Origin of the sequence: Echinicola strongylocentroti (assembly GCF_003260975.1) — a bacterium.
Taxonomy (GTDB): Bacteria; Bacteroidota; Bacteroidia; order Cytophagales; family Cyclobacteriaceae; genus Echinicola; species Echinicola strongylocentroti.
In genome coordinates, this window is sequence record NZ_CP030041.1 from 4,608,386 (window position 1) to 4,623,520 (window position 15,135).

At 43.0% G+C, this 15,135-nt stretch carries 13 protein-coding genes; 2 read left to right on the top strand and 11 right to left on the bottom strand.

The window, feature by feature from the left end:
* Window positions 1-35: 35 nt before the first annotated feature.
* From DN752_RS18070 to DN752_RS18095, 6 genes are all read right to left on the bottom strand, one after another.
* Window positions 36-641 (bottom strand): ribonuclease HII, encoded by a 606-nt coding sequence (locus DN752_RS18070; protein ID WP_112785260.1) that lies wholly within the window; start codon window positions 639-641, stop codon window positions 36-38.
* A complete protein-coding gene (locus tag DN752_RS18075) occupies window positions 613-3,285 on the bottom strand; it encodes an MGH1-like glycoside hydrolase domain-containing protein (protein WP_112785261.1) in 2,673 nt (890 codons plus the stop codon). Before DN752_RS18075 ends, DN752_RS18070 begins: the two co-directional genes overlap by 29 nt.
* A gap of 314 nt (window positions 3,286-3,599) precedes the next feature.
* Window positions 3,600-4,733, bottom strand: coding sequence for a glycosyltransferase family protein (locus DN752_RS18080; protein ID WP_112785262.1), 1,134 nt, complete (start codon window positions 4,731-4,733; stop codon window positions 3,600-3,602).
* A 2-nt stretch (window positions 4,734-4,735) separates the two neighbouring features.
* The gene (locus tag DN752_RS18085) at window positions 4,736-5,590 is read right to left on the bottom strand and encodes a UDP-2,3-diacylglucosamine diphosphatase (protein WP_112785263.1); all 855 of its coding nucleotides are present in this window, start codon (window positions 5,588-5,590) and stop codon (window positions 4,736-4,738) included.
* Window positions 5,591-5,825: 235 nt separating this feature from the next.
* Complete coding sequence (locus DN752_RS18090) at window positions 5,826-7,169, bottom strand: sensor histidine kinase (RefSeq protein ID WP_112785264.1); 1,344 nt, start codon at window positions 7,167-7,169, stop codon at window positions 5,826-5,828.
* Window positions 7,159-8,541 carry a sigma-54-dependent transcriptional regulator gene (locus tag DN752_RS18095; protein ID WP_112785265.1) on the bottom strand — a complete coding sequence of 461 codons (1,383 nt, stop codon included), beginning with the start codon at window positions 8,539-8,541 and terminating at the stop codon, window positions 7,159-7,161. The genes DN752_RS18090 and DN752_RS18095 overlap by 11 nt, the downstream gene beginning before the upstream one ends.
* Window positions 8,542-8,769: 228 nt before the next feature.
* On the opposite strand from DN752_RS18095, the gene DN752_RS18100 reads away from it, so the two are divergent.
* Entirely contained in the window at window positions 8,770-9,198 is a 429-nt protein-coding gene (locus DN752_RS18100; RefSeq protein ID WP_112785266.1) for an FKBP-type peptidyl-prolyl cis-trans isomerase, read from the top strand.
* 53 nt (window positions 9,199-9,251) lie between these two features.
* Here DN752_RS18100 and DN752_RS18105 read toward each other — a convergent pair whose 3' ends face one another.
* The 5 genes from DN752_RS18105 to rsfS all read right to left on the bottom strand — a co-directional run bounded on the left by DN752_RS18105 (window position 9,252) and on the right by rsfS (window position 14,235).
* The gene (locus DN752_RS18105; protein ID WP_112785267.1) at window positions 9,252-9,728 is read right to left on the bottom strand and encodes a T9SS type A sorting domain-containing protein; all 477 of its coding nucleotides are present in this window, start codon (window positions 9,726-9,728) and stop codon (window positions 9,252-9,254) included.
* Window positions 9,729-9,939: 211 nt separating this feature from the next.
* Window positions 9,940-10,767: a hypothetical protein gene (locus DN752_RS18110; protein WP_112785268.1), complete on the bottom strand. Its 828-nt coding sequence runs from the start codon at window positions 10,765-10,767 to the stop codon at window positions 9,940-9,942.
* Window positions 10,764-11,528, bottom strand: a complete 765-nt coding sequence (locus tag DN752_RS18115) for a UDP-2,3-diacylglucosamine diphosphatase (RefSeq protein WP_112785269.1) — start codon at window positions 11,526-11,528, stop codon at window positions 10,764-10,766. Before DN752_RS18115 ends, DN752_RS18110 begins: the two co-directional genes overlap by 4 nt.
* A gap of 241 nt (window positions 11,529-11,769) precedes the next feature.
* Complete coding sequence (gene ftsH, locus DN752_RS18120; protein WP_112785270.1) at window positions 11,770-13,824, bottom strand: ATP-dependent zinc metalloprotease FtsH; 2,055 nt, start codon at window positions 13,822-13,824, stop codon at window positions 11,770-11,772.
* Window positions 13,825-13,887: 63 nt separating this feature from the next.
* Window positions 13,888-14,235, bottom strand: coding sequence for a ribosome silencing factor (gene rsfS / locus DN752_RS18125; RefSeq protein WP_112785271.1), 348 nt, complete (start codon window positions 14,233-14,235; stop codon window positions 13,888-13,890).
* Between the two features lie 94 nt (window positions 14,236-14,329).
* Between rsfS and DN752_RS18130 the strand changes: the two genes are divergently transcribed.
* A complete protein-coding gene (locus DN752_RS18130) occupies window positions 14,330-15,088 on the top strand; it encodes a biotin--[acetyl-CoA-carboxylase] ligase (RefSeq protein ID WP_112785272.1) in 759 nt (252 codons plus the stop codon).
* Window positions 15,089-15,135 lie beyond the last annotated feature (47 nt).

Here is a 15,135-nt window from a genome sequence, read left to right on the forward strand (position 1 = left end):
TAGGTGTTTATGGTTTTTTTAGAGTGTGTTTGGTGTTATTTAAACCCGATTTCCAGTTGGTCAGGTAGCAGTTTGAAGGATTTGCGATGCAGTGGGGTGGGGCCTAACTTTTGTATACCTGAACGATGTTGTTTGGTGGGGTAGCCCACGTTTTTCTCCCATCCATATCCAGGGAATTCTTTGGCAAAGCCTGTCATCAGGTTATCTCGATGCACTTTGGCCAATATGGATGCGGCAGCGATACTTGCGTATTTTCCGTCACCTTTTACGATGCAGTCAAATGGGGTGTTGAGCTCGGTCTTGAAGCGGTTGCCATCTATCAATAAATGCTCAGGCTTGACAGCAAGTGCCTGTATGGACCTGGTCATGGCCAAAAAAGAAGCGTTGAGAATGTTGATTTCATCGATTTCTTGTACGGATGATTCGGCCACCGCCCATGCGATGGCCTTTTCTTTGATTTCGTCCACGAGACTTTCCCTATTGGCTTTGCTGAGCTTTTTGGAATCATTAATGAGAGCGTGGGCAAAGTCATTGGGCAGAATCACTGCAGCAGCCACTACAGGGCCGCATAAGCAGCCCCTACCCACTTCGTCGCACCCGGCCTCCAGTCGGTCAGCTTCTAAATAAGGTAATAGCTTCATCGATAACTTTTTCTTCTCTTGGGTAATATTTATGGATCATTTCCGCGATTAGGCCAGTCCATCCCGTTTGATGGGAAGCGCCAAGGCCTTTACCGTTGTCGCCATGGAAATACTCATAGAAAAGCAGATAATCCCTGAAATGAGGATCATTTTGCATCTTTTCATTATCTCCAAAAACCGGTCTCTTGCCATCTTTGTTGCGCATGAAGATTTCAATGTTTCTCAGGGAAAGCTCTTTGGCGATGATATCCAGTGTCACAAACCTACCTGATCCAGTGGGGTATTCGATAGGGAAATCCCCGCCATAGTAATAGTTGAATTTCTTCAGGGATTCCATGATCAGCCAGTTGATAGGAAACCAGATCGGCCCCCTCCAATTGGAATTTCCGCCAAACATCCGTGTATTGGATTCTCCAGGAGTGTATTCCACGGTATGTTTTTCACCATTTAGCTTCATGGAATAGGGATGATCCTTATGGTATTTGGATACAGAACGAATCCCATAATCAGAGAGGAATTCTTCTGAATCCAATAACTTCTTGAGCAGGCTCTTCATTCGATGACCTCTCAACAGGGAGAAAAGGTGACGTTTGTCTTTTCCTGGCTCGATCCAGTTGGAGACGAGTGAGGCTAATTTTGGCTTTTCCTTAAGGAAAAAATCCAGTCGTTTTTTGAACTCGGTGAGGTTTTCATACATTTCCTCTTTGATAGGCTCTACCGCAAAGAGCGGAATGATCCCAACGATGGACCGTACCTTCATCCGCATAGGAGCCGAATCATCGATGTGCAGCACATCATAGAAGAAATTGTCTTCATCATCCCAAAGACTGATATTATCACCGGAGATGTTGTTCATGGCTCCTGCGATATACAGAAAATGTTCCAGGAACTTGGTGGCTGTATATTGATAGACTTTGTTAAATTCACATAAGTCCAGCGAAATTCTCAATAAATTGAGGGAGAACATAGCCATCCATGACGTGGCATCTGCTTGCTCCAGTCTACCGCCAAATTTATCCACATGGCTTCGGTCAAAAAGGCTGACATTATCCAGTCCCAAGAAGCCGCCTTCAAAGATATTCTGTCCATCGCTGTCTTTTTGGTTTACCCACCAGGTGAAGTTGAGCATGAGCTTGTGCATGGCCCGTTCCAGGAATTCCTGGTCACCTTTACCGCCGTTCATTTTCTTGTCCATTTGATAGACCCTGTGTACGGCATAAGCGTGAATCGGCGGATTCACATCGTTAAAATTCCACTCGTATGCGGGGACTTGGCCATTGGGGTGCATGTACCATTCACTTAGCAACAATAGGAGCTGCTCCTTGGCAAACTCCGCATCAAGCCGGGCTAATGGGACACAGTGAAATGCCAAATCCCAAGCAGCATACCACGGGTATTCCCACTTGTCTGGCATGGAAATAATATCGTAGTTCTGAAGGTGTCGCCAGTTATGGTTTCTGCCTTTTTTACGTTCTGGAGGAGGCGAATAGCGGCCAGGGTCTCCTTCCAGCCAGCGTTCTACATTATAGTAGTAAAACTGCTTGCCCCACATCATACCAGCATAGGCCTGCCGCTGAATACTGCGAAGCTCCTCATCCGTAACATGCCCTTGCATATCAAGGTAAAATTCATCCGCTTCATGCAGCCGTTTATCAATAATGTTGTCACCGTCCTTGGTGTCGACAGCCGCATTTTTATGGGCCATCCTGAACGTTACGGTGCTTGATCCGCCCGCAGGAATGGTGATTTTATAGACTGCAGCGGCCTTCGTGCCAAATTGCGCTGGGTTAAGGTGTTGGTCGTTACCTTCCACAATGTAGTCGTTGATGGCGTCTTTTAAAAATTGTTTTTGATTGCCAATGTTATAGAGCTTTTCACGGTTGGTTTCATTGTCACAGAACAGCAGCTCGGGTTCTCCATCGAAGTGAAAGTGATAATTGCCCAATTTGGGGTTGGAGGCTAGGATCCTATTGCTGGCATTCTTACTGAGTTTGGGCAGAAAAGGCTCATGCCCTGTAAACCAGGTTTTTCTAAACCAAATGGTGGGCATTGCCCATATTTCGGCAGCTTCTTTGCCTCTATTGTGGATGGTGGCCCTGGCGACAATGTCCTCATGGTCTTCCTTGGCATATTCGATGAATATGTCAAAATAGGAGTCATCATCAAATATACCCGTGTCGATCAGCTCATATTCAGCATCGTGTTTGCCCCTTTTGGCATTTACATCCACCAATTCCTGATAGGGGAATTCACTTTGAGGATACTTATAAAGCATCTTCATATAGCTATGGGTAGGCGTAGCATCGAGGTAATAGTACAGCTCTTTTACATCTTCTCCATGATTACCTTGATTGCCCGTTAGGCCAAATAGTCTTTCCTTAAGCATGGGGTCCTTGCCATTCCAGAATGCCCAGGCCATGCACAGTTTTTGTTTGTGATCACTGAATCCACCGATACCTTCCTCGCCCCAGCGATAGGCCTTGCTTCGGGCGTCATCATGGGTGACGTTTTCCCAAGCGGCTCCATCTAGGCTGTAGTCTTCCCTAACGGTGCCCCATTGCCTTTCGGTGAGGTAGGGACCCCATTTTTTCCAGTGCTTTATTTTGTCGCTATCTTCTTTAAGTCTTGCTCTTTCTATATTCATGGAATTATCATCAAACCCAAAACCCGAATTTACGAGTTTTGTACAAAAACAAAGTGGCAGAATTGGTTAAGCTTTTACGAAAAAAATGTTTTTTTGATTATACGCTTTCTAGTAAGTAGATTCTATTCCTCTCGGAACGCACAGAGCACCCATAATGAACTAAGACTTTTCTGATATTTCCGTGGTTTCTGTGAGAACTAATTTAATATCTCTGTGATTACTGGTGCCATTGCGGATAAACAAAAGTTTGTTATTGAGAATCAATTTTCCCAGTATTTCCCAAATGCCTTAGCACTTAATAGTGGCAAATTGGCTCAATGTTCTGTGCTTAATTTTGGATAGGTGACAGGAGGATCTTCCTGCCAGTTATTTTGGGATGATAAAATTTTCGTAAGCTTATTTCCCAACTGCTCTTGCCAATTTACAAAATTGGAAGGGGTAATGTTACGTGATTTTAAAAAAAGATCAAACTTTTTGAAATCAAATTCATAATGTGCCATGCCAGCGTTGGCTGCTAGGGCATCCAATGCATTGCATGCTTGTTCATACTGGCCGGCTACAGGTACCATCATGACGGGCTTGTTGTAGTACATCGCTTCGCATATGGACTCAAACCCTGCTGTGCTAAGCAAACCTTTACAACTGGCCATTTTTTCCAAAAATAGTTGTTCATTGATATGGTGAAAAGTAAGGTTTGGACTGGCGTGATAGGGTGAGGGCATGTGCTGTTTGTCCCAGAAGGCTTCGATTTTTATCTCAGGATGTTTTTTGCTGAACGAAATGACTTCGTCTGCATAGCCAGAATTGACCATGTAAGTTAGTATGAAGTCTCCTTGAGTTGTTTTGTGTTGTTTTACCTGAGGCCTTAGGAGAGGGGGAATGACAGAGAGTTTTGTTCCGGGGATATCCGGAAGTGGCCTAAAGGATAGGGCCAATAACTTTTGGGCCCCCAAAGCGGTGATGGCAGTATTGAGCTTGAAGAGTGATTTTTGTAAGGGGGATCCAGTGGCAAAAGGAAAAGAAGGATGGTGGATCAAATACTGGTGTCCAATGGCCCAGAATGCTGCTTTTGGGCGATAGATAAAATTATAAATGCCAGCAAGTAAGTCATAAAAATTGATGATATAGTCGGGCTCATGATGTGTGATCACCCGGTCTATTGTTCGGAGACTGTCGATAAACCGATTGCTCCTAAGAAGATTGTGTTGGATCGTTTTCCGGATATTGATAGACTTTTCGTTCTTATCCGCCACAAAGTTAGGGCTGTCAAACTGCGTGATCGCCGTTTTTAATCCCTTCTGTACAAAATCAGGAAGGGTTCTGCGGTGGCTTTTTCCGATCAATACTTCCGGTATGGAGTGTCCTTGACTGGTCAGTAGCTCAAATAGTGCCAGTGCTTGGGTCATGTGCCCGCGACCCTCACCTTGTACAATAAACACAAATTTCATGATCAAAACCGAAAAGGTGGGATTTCTAAGTCGTCACTTGGTTTTTGATAGGATACTGCCGAATAGGAGTCCCTTTCTTGGATCGGAATGATTTTGTCATCTTCAGTGGGCTTGGCAAAATCGATTTCATTGTAATAAATCAGTTGCCAGTTGCCATCATAGTCCTCCGCTAGTGCACTCATGGTCTCTACCCAGTCCCCAGAGTTGAGGTACTCTACACCATCGATTATCCTTGATTCGGCTTTATGGATATGTCCACAGATAATACCATCACAGCCTTTGGTTTTGGCCATGATCGCCAGCTCTTTTTCATATTTGTCAATGTAGGATACAGCCGATTTTACTTTTCCCTTTACATATTGGGAAAGAGAATAATAAGGAAGCCCTTTTTTTCTTCTGTAATAATTGATCTGGCGATTGAGCCACAGTAAGAAGGTATAGCCGATATCTCCTAAGTAGGCTACCCAGCGGAGATTGGTGGTGATACTATCAAAAACATCTCCATGAAGGATATAATAGGTCTTTCCACAGGATTCGTACATCATGTCCTTTTGGATGGATAGATTGCCGATTTTCAGTGGTAGCACCTGATCGAGAAAGTCATCATGGTTTCCCCTAAGGTAATATACCTTGGTGTTGTCATTGTCGATCATCTTCAGGATACGATTAAAAAATCGCGTATGCTTGCGTTTCCATGTGCCTGATTTTTTGAGTTGCCAACCGTCAATGATGTCCCCATTTAAAATCAGGTTGTCGCAGCGATATTTTTTGAGAAACCGTACGACTTCTTTAGCTTTGGATCCCTTTGTTCCCAAGTGGATATCCGAGATAACGATAGTTTTGAATTGTGTCTTCAATATCTTGCCTGTTTTGCTAGCAAGATATAGAACTGGAATTAATTGATGATGAATGACTTATTATCAAAAAGAGATGTTTTTAGATTAAATTGTATTTTCTTGTGAAACAAATGTTATCCAAATGTTAAAAACCTCGTTTACAGCATGTTTTGTGCTTTTGTAGGGCTTGGGTTTTTGTAGGGATATGGTTTTGTGGAGGGAAGAAGGGGACAGAAGCACAGTAACCGTCTGGCGGTTAGGCATTGAAAATGAGCTTAAACGTGGTTCCTTTTCCCGATACGGATTTTACTTGGATATTGCCCTTATGTCTTCTCATGATTTGTTTTGAAAGGCTAAGGCCGATCCCTGACCCTTTCTTCTTAGTAGTAAAGAATGGGATAAAGATTTTATTGAGAGCTTCCTCTTCGATGCCTTTGCCTGTATCGGTGATTTCTATGATGATTTTTCCTGCTTCGTCGATGAAGGCATGTAGGCGGATGCTTTTGTCTTCCGCTTCTTGAACAGCGTGGATGGCATTTTGGATGATATTGATCAGGACTTGTTCGATGAGTGAGCTGTCAGCAAAGAGAAGGAGGTCCCTGGGTTCTATTTTTTTCTCACAGAGAATGTGGTGCTGATCGATTTGATGCTGGAAGAGAACTGCCAATTGATCAAATAGCTCTTCCAATCTGATGGCTGAAAATTTTGGCACCGGGATATGGGCGAGACTTCTGAAGTCACTTACAAAATCTATCAGCCCTTCACTTCGCTTTTCAATAGTGGATATCCCCATCAAGTAGTCTTCAATGTCAGCTACTGGGACAGCTTGGTCTTTTTCTATCTGTGACTGGATGTCCCCTCTGATGGTAGAGGCCAGTGAAGAGATAGGGGCGATGCTGTTCATGATTTCGTGGGTAAGTACCCTGACCAAGTTTTGCCAGGCTTCCATTTCTTTCTCTTCCAATTCACTTTGGATGTTTTGCAAGGATACCAGCTTGAATTTCACTCCGCGTAGTACCAGTTCGATGACATAGACAGAAAGCTGCATGATGCCATCCTGATGGGCGATTTTGACCAGTTCACTTCCTCCTGTTTTGAGCGTTTGAATGGCATTGTGGAGTTCTTTGTTGACTTGTTCGATTTCCTTGATATTGCCAAGTTGCTCGATGTCGAGCATACGCTTGGCGGCTGTATTGAGGATCTGGATCCGACCATCCTCCTCAAAGGTGATCAGTCCGATACTGAGGTGCTGGAACACCGACCTGAAGTACTGGTAATTGGCCTCTTTTTCGGCCTGGTCTTCCTTTAGCTTGGCCAGAATGGCGTTGAATTCTATGTGGAGATCGTCGGTTTCCGTACCGTCAAATTTTACTGGATAGACCGTCGAATAATTGTTCTGCTTGATATTGTCCAAAAATTGACGCACTTTTTTGAAGCTACCTTCAGCATAATTGATCAAAAATATCAATTGTGCAATGACCAGGATGATAAACAGGGACGTGATGAATACCCCAGAGCCATTGAGGATAGCATACGAAAGAATGAAAAGGGTCAGGGTGAGCAATACCACCCTACCGAGTAAGCCAATTTTATAGTCCATATTTTTCCAGTCTTCTGTATAGGGATGCCCTTGTCAGCCCCAGCTCTTTTGCTGCTTTGGAGATATTTCCCCCATTTTTGTCAATAGCTTTTTGAATGACGTTTCTTTCTACTTCATCCAAATTCAGCGTTCCATTATTACTGACTTTTTCGGTGGTGGGTTTAGAAGAAAGGAAAAAGAAATCCCGGCTGTCCAGTTCGTTGCCCTCTGCCATGATAATGGCCCTTTCTATGGCGTGTTGGAGTTCGCGGATATTTCCGGGCCATGCATAGTGTTGCAGCAGTTGTATGGCGGCAGGTTTGAATCCAGAGAAGTCTTTACGGTACTTTTTTGAATATATTTTCAGGAAATGATTGGCAAGGAGTGGGATGTCATCTTGGCGCTCGCGCAAAGGAGGCAAGAAAATCTCCACGGTATTGACCCTGTATAGCAAATCCTGTCGGAAAGTATTGTCCATCACCATATCGTGCACCTTCATATTGGTCGCACTTATCAGCCGGATATCTACAGGAATGGACTTATTGGTGCCGATACGTGTAACCTCACGTTTTTGTAGAACGGTAAGGAGCTTGGATTGGAGGGGCATGCTTAGGTTGCCGATTTCATCAAGAAACAAAGTGCCCTTGTCGGCCACCTCAAACCGGCCGGCCCGGTCTTCCTTGGCGTCAGTAAAGGCGCCCCGTTTGTGCCCAAACAATTCACTTTCAAAAAGGGACTCCGTGATTGCCCCCATGTCTACGCCTACGAAGATCTCATCTTTGCGAAGGGAACGGTCATGGATGGCACGGGCTATAAGTTCTTTGCCTGTCCCATTTTCGCCAAGGATCAGTATATTGGCATCAGTTTGGGCTACTTTGTCTATGATAGAAAAGATGTTTTTCATTGAAGAGCTCTGTCCGATGATTTCAGAAAAGGGCTTCTTCATGTCCGCTTGCAGCTGCCGGGACTTTTGGGAGATATTATCTACTTGGTCATAGCTTTCTTTCAACTTACATGCAGCACTGAGTGTGGCCAGAAGCTTTTCGTTTTGCCATGGTTTGAGGATAAAGTCAGTGGCGCCTTCTTTCAGTGCTTGAACGGCCATTTCCACATCCCCAAAGGCAGTGATCAGGATTACTACAGCTTTGGGATCGATCTCTTTGATCTGCCGGAGCCAATGGAAGCCTTCTTTACCAGAGGTGGTGTCTTCCGTAAAGTTCATGTCCAATAAGATCACATCGTAGTTGTGGTTATTGACCAAAAACGGAATGCGTCTGGGGTCTTTTTCTATGGTGACCTCTTTTGCATATTTCTTTAAAAGCATCTTTGCCGCAAAGAGCAGGTCTTCGTTGTCGTCTACGATCAGGATTTTGCCTAAGCTGGTGTCTTCCATGGGTGTTTGAGTTTTGTTATGTAGTATAACCTTGGCTTTTGCTGAAATGATGCCATCTTTTATTATTGCCTAATTTAGTGAATTAAAACAGGTTTTGTTGTATTTTGTGTTCAAAAATGAACAAAAATAGGTCGATTTTGAACGGTTTATAAATCTACCTTTGGATTCTTTTTAATCCCTTCCAAAATGTATTACCTTTAGCTTTATTCACAAAAAAGAAATAATTAAATGTCTGTAGCAACTAAAGGAAGTACCGTAAAAGTACATTACACAGGTAAGTTAAAAGACGGAACAGTATTCGATTCTTCTGAAAACAGAGAGCCACTACAATTTACTTTGGGAGATGGTAATATGATCCAAGGTTTTGATACTGCTGTAAACGGAATGGAAGTAGGACAGGACAAGAGCATCACCGTCCCTTGCGCAGAAGCGTATGGTGATAAGAGAGATGATATGATGATCGATGTACCTGTAGAGCAAGTGCCTGCAGACATTAAACCTGAGGTGGGCATGGATCTTTCCATTCAGAACCAACAGGGACAACCAGTGCCTGTAAAGGTAGTGGGGGTTGATGAACAAAAAATCACCTTAGATGCCAATCATCCATTGGCAGGTGAGGATTTGGTATTTGATATCAAATTGGTAGAAGTAGAATAAGAAAGTGATTTCTTAGGATTAAAAAACTAAAAGCCCGGTTTAGCCGGGCTTTTTTATTTTTCCAGTGTGCTGTCCCCTTTGTGATCAGAAGTTACCTTGGTGCTGGCCGTGTCTTGCTTTTTGACACCCTGTGGGTTGGCGTAGATGCTCTTGGTTTTATTGTACTTGGAATTGCCTACTTCCACCACAAATAACTCACTGTTGATATGGGAAAAATCATACGATTTCTGTTTCCCGTCTTTGGGAACGATTGTGTCTTCCATGATCAAATTCCCGATAATGTCAAATATTTTTACCGAAGTGTTATTCTGGATATTGTCCTCTAGGATGATCTTGAATTTTTTGGCGCCTGTGGATTTTAAGTTAAAATCTACATCGGGCTTATTCAGGTTTTTCGGGAATGTGATATTGTTTTCCGATTTTTTGAGGAAATTCTGGGCATAGAATTTTCCATAAGTACCGGGAAGTACCCATAGGCCAATGGCCAGAAAAACAATATGTAAAAGCTTACTTGGTAAATGTTTTCTCATCGGGTCGCAAAATTGCAAAAATCAAACCAGATTTCGAATCAATTTCCTGTTTTTATTGGAAATATTCTAAAAAATCTAGCAATTCTTCTGATTAATATTCGTTAAGGGAGGAATATGGGGGTAAAAGTGCTGAAAATAATTCTTTTTATGCCGATAGTAACCTTTTTGTCCATTGTTAAATATGGTTAAAATTGTGGACGAGGTGTAGAGTCTATTCTATGGTGAACAGATTGTCAGGTAAGTCGTAAGAGCTTACATGGTCTATTGTGTAAAAAGCCACCGTTTCCTTTCCTATTGCCACGGCAGTAGCAGGCTGGGGAAGAGGGGTCTTTTTACTGGCTCCACTGAGGTAATTGGTGATGATGAGCATGTTTTCTTCGATATGTAGGAGATGGTTCCCATGCACAGCTAATTTTTGATCCGTGACAATGGGCAGGTTTCCCAGGTAGTTGCTTTGGTTGTCTAGTAAAAAGATGCCTTTTTCTCCTGCATTGATGAAAACCATATTTTTGGATTCCAAGATTTCCCTTACGGTCCAGCTTCCTCCTGGGATGATCAGGTTGAGTGGCTGATCCTGAAGGACCGTATTTCGCTGGTAGTCCCATTGGAGCAAGTGGTAGTTGGATTCATCAAAAAGCCAAATTTTAAGGTTGTTGCCCAGTGAGGCAGCGCGGATATTGCCAAAATTACTGGATGTCAATCTGGCCGAATAAAGTGGCTTTAAGAACCTGTCCAGTATTTCGATTTGCTGAAGATCCCGGGAAAAGGTGAAAATATTCAATGTCTTCGAGGCTTCAAGCTGCTGGAGCATACCTTGGAAGGATGGAGAATAGAGATTGGTAGAGTCAGGGGATGTGTGGTAGAATACCGTTATATTTCCTTCGTTGTCGGCAGTAAAGAGATTGTCCTCATTGTCGAAGTCTACTAATGAAATGGTGAGGGAATCACAGGTCAATCGATGGCTCCACCGTATCTCTTGGGCTAGAATGACCTTTATGGACAATAGTGTCACAAGCAGTGTAAAGCAGGGCCGTTTCATTCTTCAAAAACTGAAAGTTCAAATTTTTCCCCATCAAAAACACCAAATGTGTATTGGCTTACCCATTCACCAAGATTATAATACATGGAGTTTTTTCCGACTTCCAGTGCCAATGGCAAATGGCGGTGGCCAAAAATGTAATAGTCAAAATGCATCTTTTGCTCCACGTCCTTACAATATTGCCAGAGCCATTCATCGCTACCTTTAAAGGTGTCTTCATTTTTGGCCTGATTGCTGATACGGCTACTTCCTGACCATTTTTGAGCTATCCAGATACCGATATCAGGATGCAGCCATCTGAAAAGGCCTTGGCAAAATTTATTGGTGAAGATTTTTTTTAGCAATTTATAGTTGTTGTCCCCAGGTCCGAGTCCATCCCCATGGCCTATTAAGAATTTTTTTTCGCCTATTTCCAAGGTGATAGGATGATGAAAAACGGGTATGTCCAGCTCTTGGGTGAAGTAATCATTCATCCACAAGTCATGGTTGCCTGTAAAGAAAATAACAGGAATGCCTTTGTCTTTTAGTTGGGAAATTTTGCTGATAAATTTGATATAGCCCTTGGGAATGACCTTGTCATACTCAAACCAAAAATCAAAAATGTCTCCGACCAAGAAAATAGCTTCTGCAGTGTCTTCTATATGGTCCAGCCAGCGGATGATTTTATCTTCTCGCTTTTTACTGGTAAGGTGATCTGGAGCCCCAAGATGAAAGTCGGAAGCGAAATAGACCTTTTTGCCGGATGTAAGTTGGATGTTCATGGAGCTCTTGAAGTGTTCCAAAGGAATGGTGTTGAGTTTAACTGGCCGATGTAGACATGTTTGTCGGTACCAGGCCTGTTTTAGTTCGATTTATATAGCAAATGATTAGCCAAAAATAACAATCTTTTGAGATTAGAAAAACGTAGTCTGGGAGATGCAGGAGGTTAGGCTCCCGAATATAAAAAAAGGCCTTCCATTAGGAAAATGGAAGGCCTTTTTGACTAGTTGATATCATTTACTGTTATTCTTTTTTCTCACTAAGGCTTTCTTCGATATCTGAAGGTCCGCTCTTGGAGTTGGAATTACCAGTGGTGTCTTCATTTTTACTGTCTTTCTTGTCGTCCACTTTTTTGGTGAAGGCCTCATAGGTGGTTTCCTTATCAAAAGGACGCTTGCCAATCAGCTTTTCCAAATCGGACTGGAAGATGATTTCTTTTTCCAATAACTCTTGGGCCAATTTCTCCAGTTCAGGTTTTCGTTGATTGAGGAGTTGCTTAGTCCTGTCATAGGCGAAGCTGATCAGCTTCCTCACCTCTTCATCGATTGTCTCTGCGGTAGCTTCTGAGTAGGGCTTGTCGAATTTATACTCGCTGCCTTTGCTGTCATAGAAAGACACGTTACCGATTTTATCATTCATCCCATAAATAGAAACGATGCTATAGGCCATTTTGGTGACCCTTTCCAGGTCACTAAGTGCACCAGTGGATATTTTGCTAAAGATGATTTCTTCAGCCGCACGGCCTCCTAGGGTCATGCACATCTCATCGATAAGCTGCTCTGTTTGATAGAGGAATTGCTCCTTTGGAAGGTATTGGGCATAACCCAAGGCTGCAATCCCGCGTGGTACGATACTTACTTTTACCAGCGGATCTGCATGCTCCAAGAACCACCCTGCTACGGCGTGGCCTGCTTCGTGATAAGCCACGATTTGTTTTTCCTCCGGAGAAATTATCTTGTTCTTTTTCTCCAGTCCTCCGATGACACGGTCCACGGCATCTTGGAAGTCTTCCATGTCCACAGCTGTTTTGTTTTTACGGGCAGCGATCAGGGCCGCTTCGTTACATACATTGGCTATTTCAGCTCCTGCAAAGCCTGGTGTTTGCGCAGCCAGCTTTTTGGGGTCTATGTCTGAATTGGTCTTGATAGGTGCTAAGTGAACCTTGAAAATAGCTTCTCGTCCTACTATATCCGGCTTGTCAATACTGATCTGACGGTCAAATCGTCCAGGTCTTAGCAATGCACTGTCCAATACATCAGGACGGTTGGTTGCTGCCAATACAATGACGCCTGTGTCGGTGCCAAAGCCATCCATCTCTACCAAAAGCGAGTTTAGCGTGTTTTCGCGCTCGTCATTGGAGCCGGGCATTTGGCCTTTTCCACGTGATCTACCGATGGCATCTATTTCATCAATAAAGATGATACAAGGAGCTTTTTCTTTGGCTTGCTTAAAGAGGTCACGGACCCTTGCTGCACCTACACCGACGAACATTTCCACGAAATCAGAACCTGATAACGTAAAGAATGGTACGCCTGCTTCACCTGCTACGGCTTTTGCCAAGAGGGTTTTACCGGTACCGGGAGGGCCTACCAATAGAGCTCCTTTAGGAATCTTACCACCCAATTTGGTGAATTTGGATGGGTTTTTTAGAAATTCTACGATTTCCTGTACTTCTTCTTTTGCCTCATCTAAGCCTGCCACATTGCCAAAAGTGATCTTCACCTTGTTTTCAGCGTCAAACAACTGGGCTTTGGACTTTCCGACATTGAAGATTTGTCCGCCCGGTCCACTTGGGCCTGCCATTCTTCTCATCATGATCCAGAATAGGAAGAATACCAACAACAAGAATCCAAAACTTCCAAACCAGTTGCCCCAGCTTTCTTCCGCCCTTGTCTTGTAACCGATCTGGTCTTCTTCGGGAAGCTTGGCTTCCAGGGTTTCAAAATCTTCGATAAACTTGTCAACCGATGCTACAGTGACTTTGTAATGCGGCCCTGTAGGGTTGAAGAAGGGGTTTTGGGACTCCAGTTCGTCCTTGTATCGTTGGTTTTGTAATGCTCCTTCTTTGAGGGTGACTTCTACATAGTTTTGATTGTAGATCACCTCTACATTTTTGACATCGTTACTCAGTACCATTTCCTCAAACCGCTTCATGGTGACATCGATCATGGCACTGCGTTGGTTAAACCATGTGATGCCTATCAGCACAATCACCGCAGTGACAATCAGCCACAGCTGGAAATTGGGCTTTTGGGGAGGTTTGGGAATGAACTTTTTATTTTTGTTTTTATCACTCATCGTTTAATAATTAATTCAATGACTTTAGGTACAACGAACTGAAAAAATGAAAGTTTACGATACTTAACTTATTTCGGTGATTTTGGCATCACCCCATAATTCTTCAAGTCCGTAAAAATTTCTTTTATCTTTTAAGAAAATATGCGCCACCACATCAATAAAGTCCACCAAGACCCATTGATTGGTGCTTTTTCCTTCATTTCTCCAAGGTTTTTCTTTATGGGATTTGTAAACTTCTTCTTCTACGGCATCAGATATCGCCTCGATTTGTTTGTCAGATGAGCCAGAACAAATCACAAAAAAATCAGAAACAGAATTGTTAATTTCCCGCAAATCCATCACCACTATATCGGAAGCTTTTTTATCTTCCATTCCTTTTACGATTATTTTACTCAGCTCTTCTGCTGTCATACTTTTTGTTTGTAATTTTACTTTTACTTTTACTTTAGGCGTTACAATAAAAGGTTAAATATCCTTATTGTAAGACAAAATAACTAATTATTTTATGCATAAAATCCTTGCCAATACTGTTTTTCTGGGTAAAGATATCATTTACATGACAGAGTGTCACTCTACTAATGATATAGCCTCTGCCAAAATCAAAGATGGTACCGTAAAGGAAGGCAGTATTGTCCTTACGGATAAGCAAACGAAAGGTCGAGGACAGCGGGGGAACAGGTGGTACAGTGAGCCTGGTAAAAACCTTACTTTTTCACTGGTATTGGCGCCCGTTTTCCTTTCTCCTGGGGCTCAGTTTGATTTGAACAGGATGATCTCAAAGGCGGTGAAAGATGCTCTGAACCGGTATGCAGACGGGATAATGGTAAAATGGCCCAATGACATTGTCCATACCACCCAGGGCAAACTTGGTGGTATCCTGATAGAAAACAGCCTGACACAATCGCGCATAGAAACATCGGTGGTGGGAATAGGTCTAAACCTCAACCAAGTGGATTTTGCCCTTCCTGGCCCTGTCTCCTTAGCCGTTTTGTCAGGTCGTCAGGTGGATAAATGGGAATTGCTGAATGAGATCCTCGTGGAAATCGAAAAACGCTATATCCAAGTAAAGAAAGGGAGAGTGGATAAATTGAGAGAAGAGTATTGGCAGGATCTCTATCTCCGTGAAGAATGGGCCACTTATGAAGATGCCAGCGGAATTTACGAAGGAATGATCACCGGAATTACCCCGGAGGGGAGGTTGATCATCAAGAAAAAGGACGGAAAAGTAAACCAATATGCATTTAAGGAGGTTAAATTTCTGTGAGCGAGGTAATATTTCATAATGTCTTCAGGATTGAGTAAATTTGTAAG

Excerpts from the sequence above, each read along its gene's own strand:
- rsfS (WP_112785271.1), bottom strand. The coding sequence starts at position 14,235 with ATGACAGCAGAAGAGCTGAGTAAAATAATCGTAAAAGGAATGGAAGAT.
- DN752_RS18080 (WP_112785262.1), bottom strand. The coding sequence starts at position 4,733 with ATGAAATTTGTGTTTATTGTACAAGGTGAGGGTCGCGGGCACATGACC.
- DN752_RS18090 (WP_112785264.1), bottom strand. The coding sequence starts at position 7,169 with ATGGACTATAAAATTGGCTTACTCGGTAGGGTGGTATTGCTCACCCTG.
- DN752_RS18100 (WP_112785266.1), top strand. The coding sequence starts at position 8,770 with ATGTCTGTAGCAACTAAAGGAAGTACCGTAAAAGTACATTACACAGGT.
- DN752_RS18115 (WP_112785269.1), bottom strand. The coding sequence starts at position 11,528 with ATGAACATCCAACTTACATCCGGCAAAAAGGTCTATTTCGCTTCCGAC.
- DN752_RS18070 (WP_112785260.1), bottom strand. The coding sequence starts at position 641 with ATGAAGCTATTACCTTATTTAGAAGCTGACCGACTGGAGGCCGGGTGC.
- DN752_RS18105 (WP_112785267.1), bottom strand. The coding sequence starts at position 9,728 with ATGAGAAAACATTTACCAAGTAAGCTTTTACATATTGTTTTTCTGGCC.
- ftsH (WP_112785270.1), bottom strand. The coding sequence starts at position 13,824 with ATGAGTGATAAAAACAAAAATAAAAAGTTCATTCCCAAACCTCCCCAA.
- DN752_RS18130 (WP_112785272.1), top strand. The coding sequence starts at position 14,330 with ATGCATAAAATCCTTGCCAATACTGTTTTTCTGGGTAAAGATATCATT.
- DN752_RS18095 (WP_112785265.1), bottom strand. The coding sequence starts at position 8,541 with ATGGAAGACACCAGCTTAGGCAAAATCCTGATCGTAGACGACAACGAA.
- DN752_RS18075 (WP_112785261.1), bottom strand. The coding sequence starts at position 3,285 with ATGAATATAGAAAGAGCAAGACTTAAAGAAGATAGCGACAAAATAAAG.
- DN752_RS18110 (WP_112785268.1), bottom strand. The coding sequence starts at position 10,767 with ATGAAACGGCCCTGCTTTACACTGCTTGTGACACTATTGTCCATAAAG.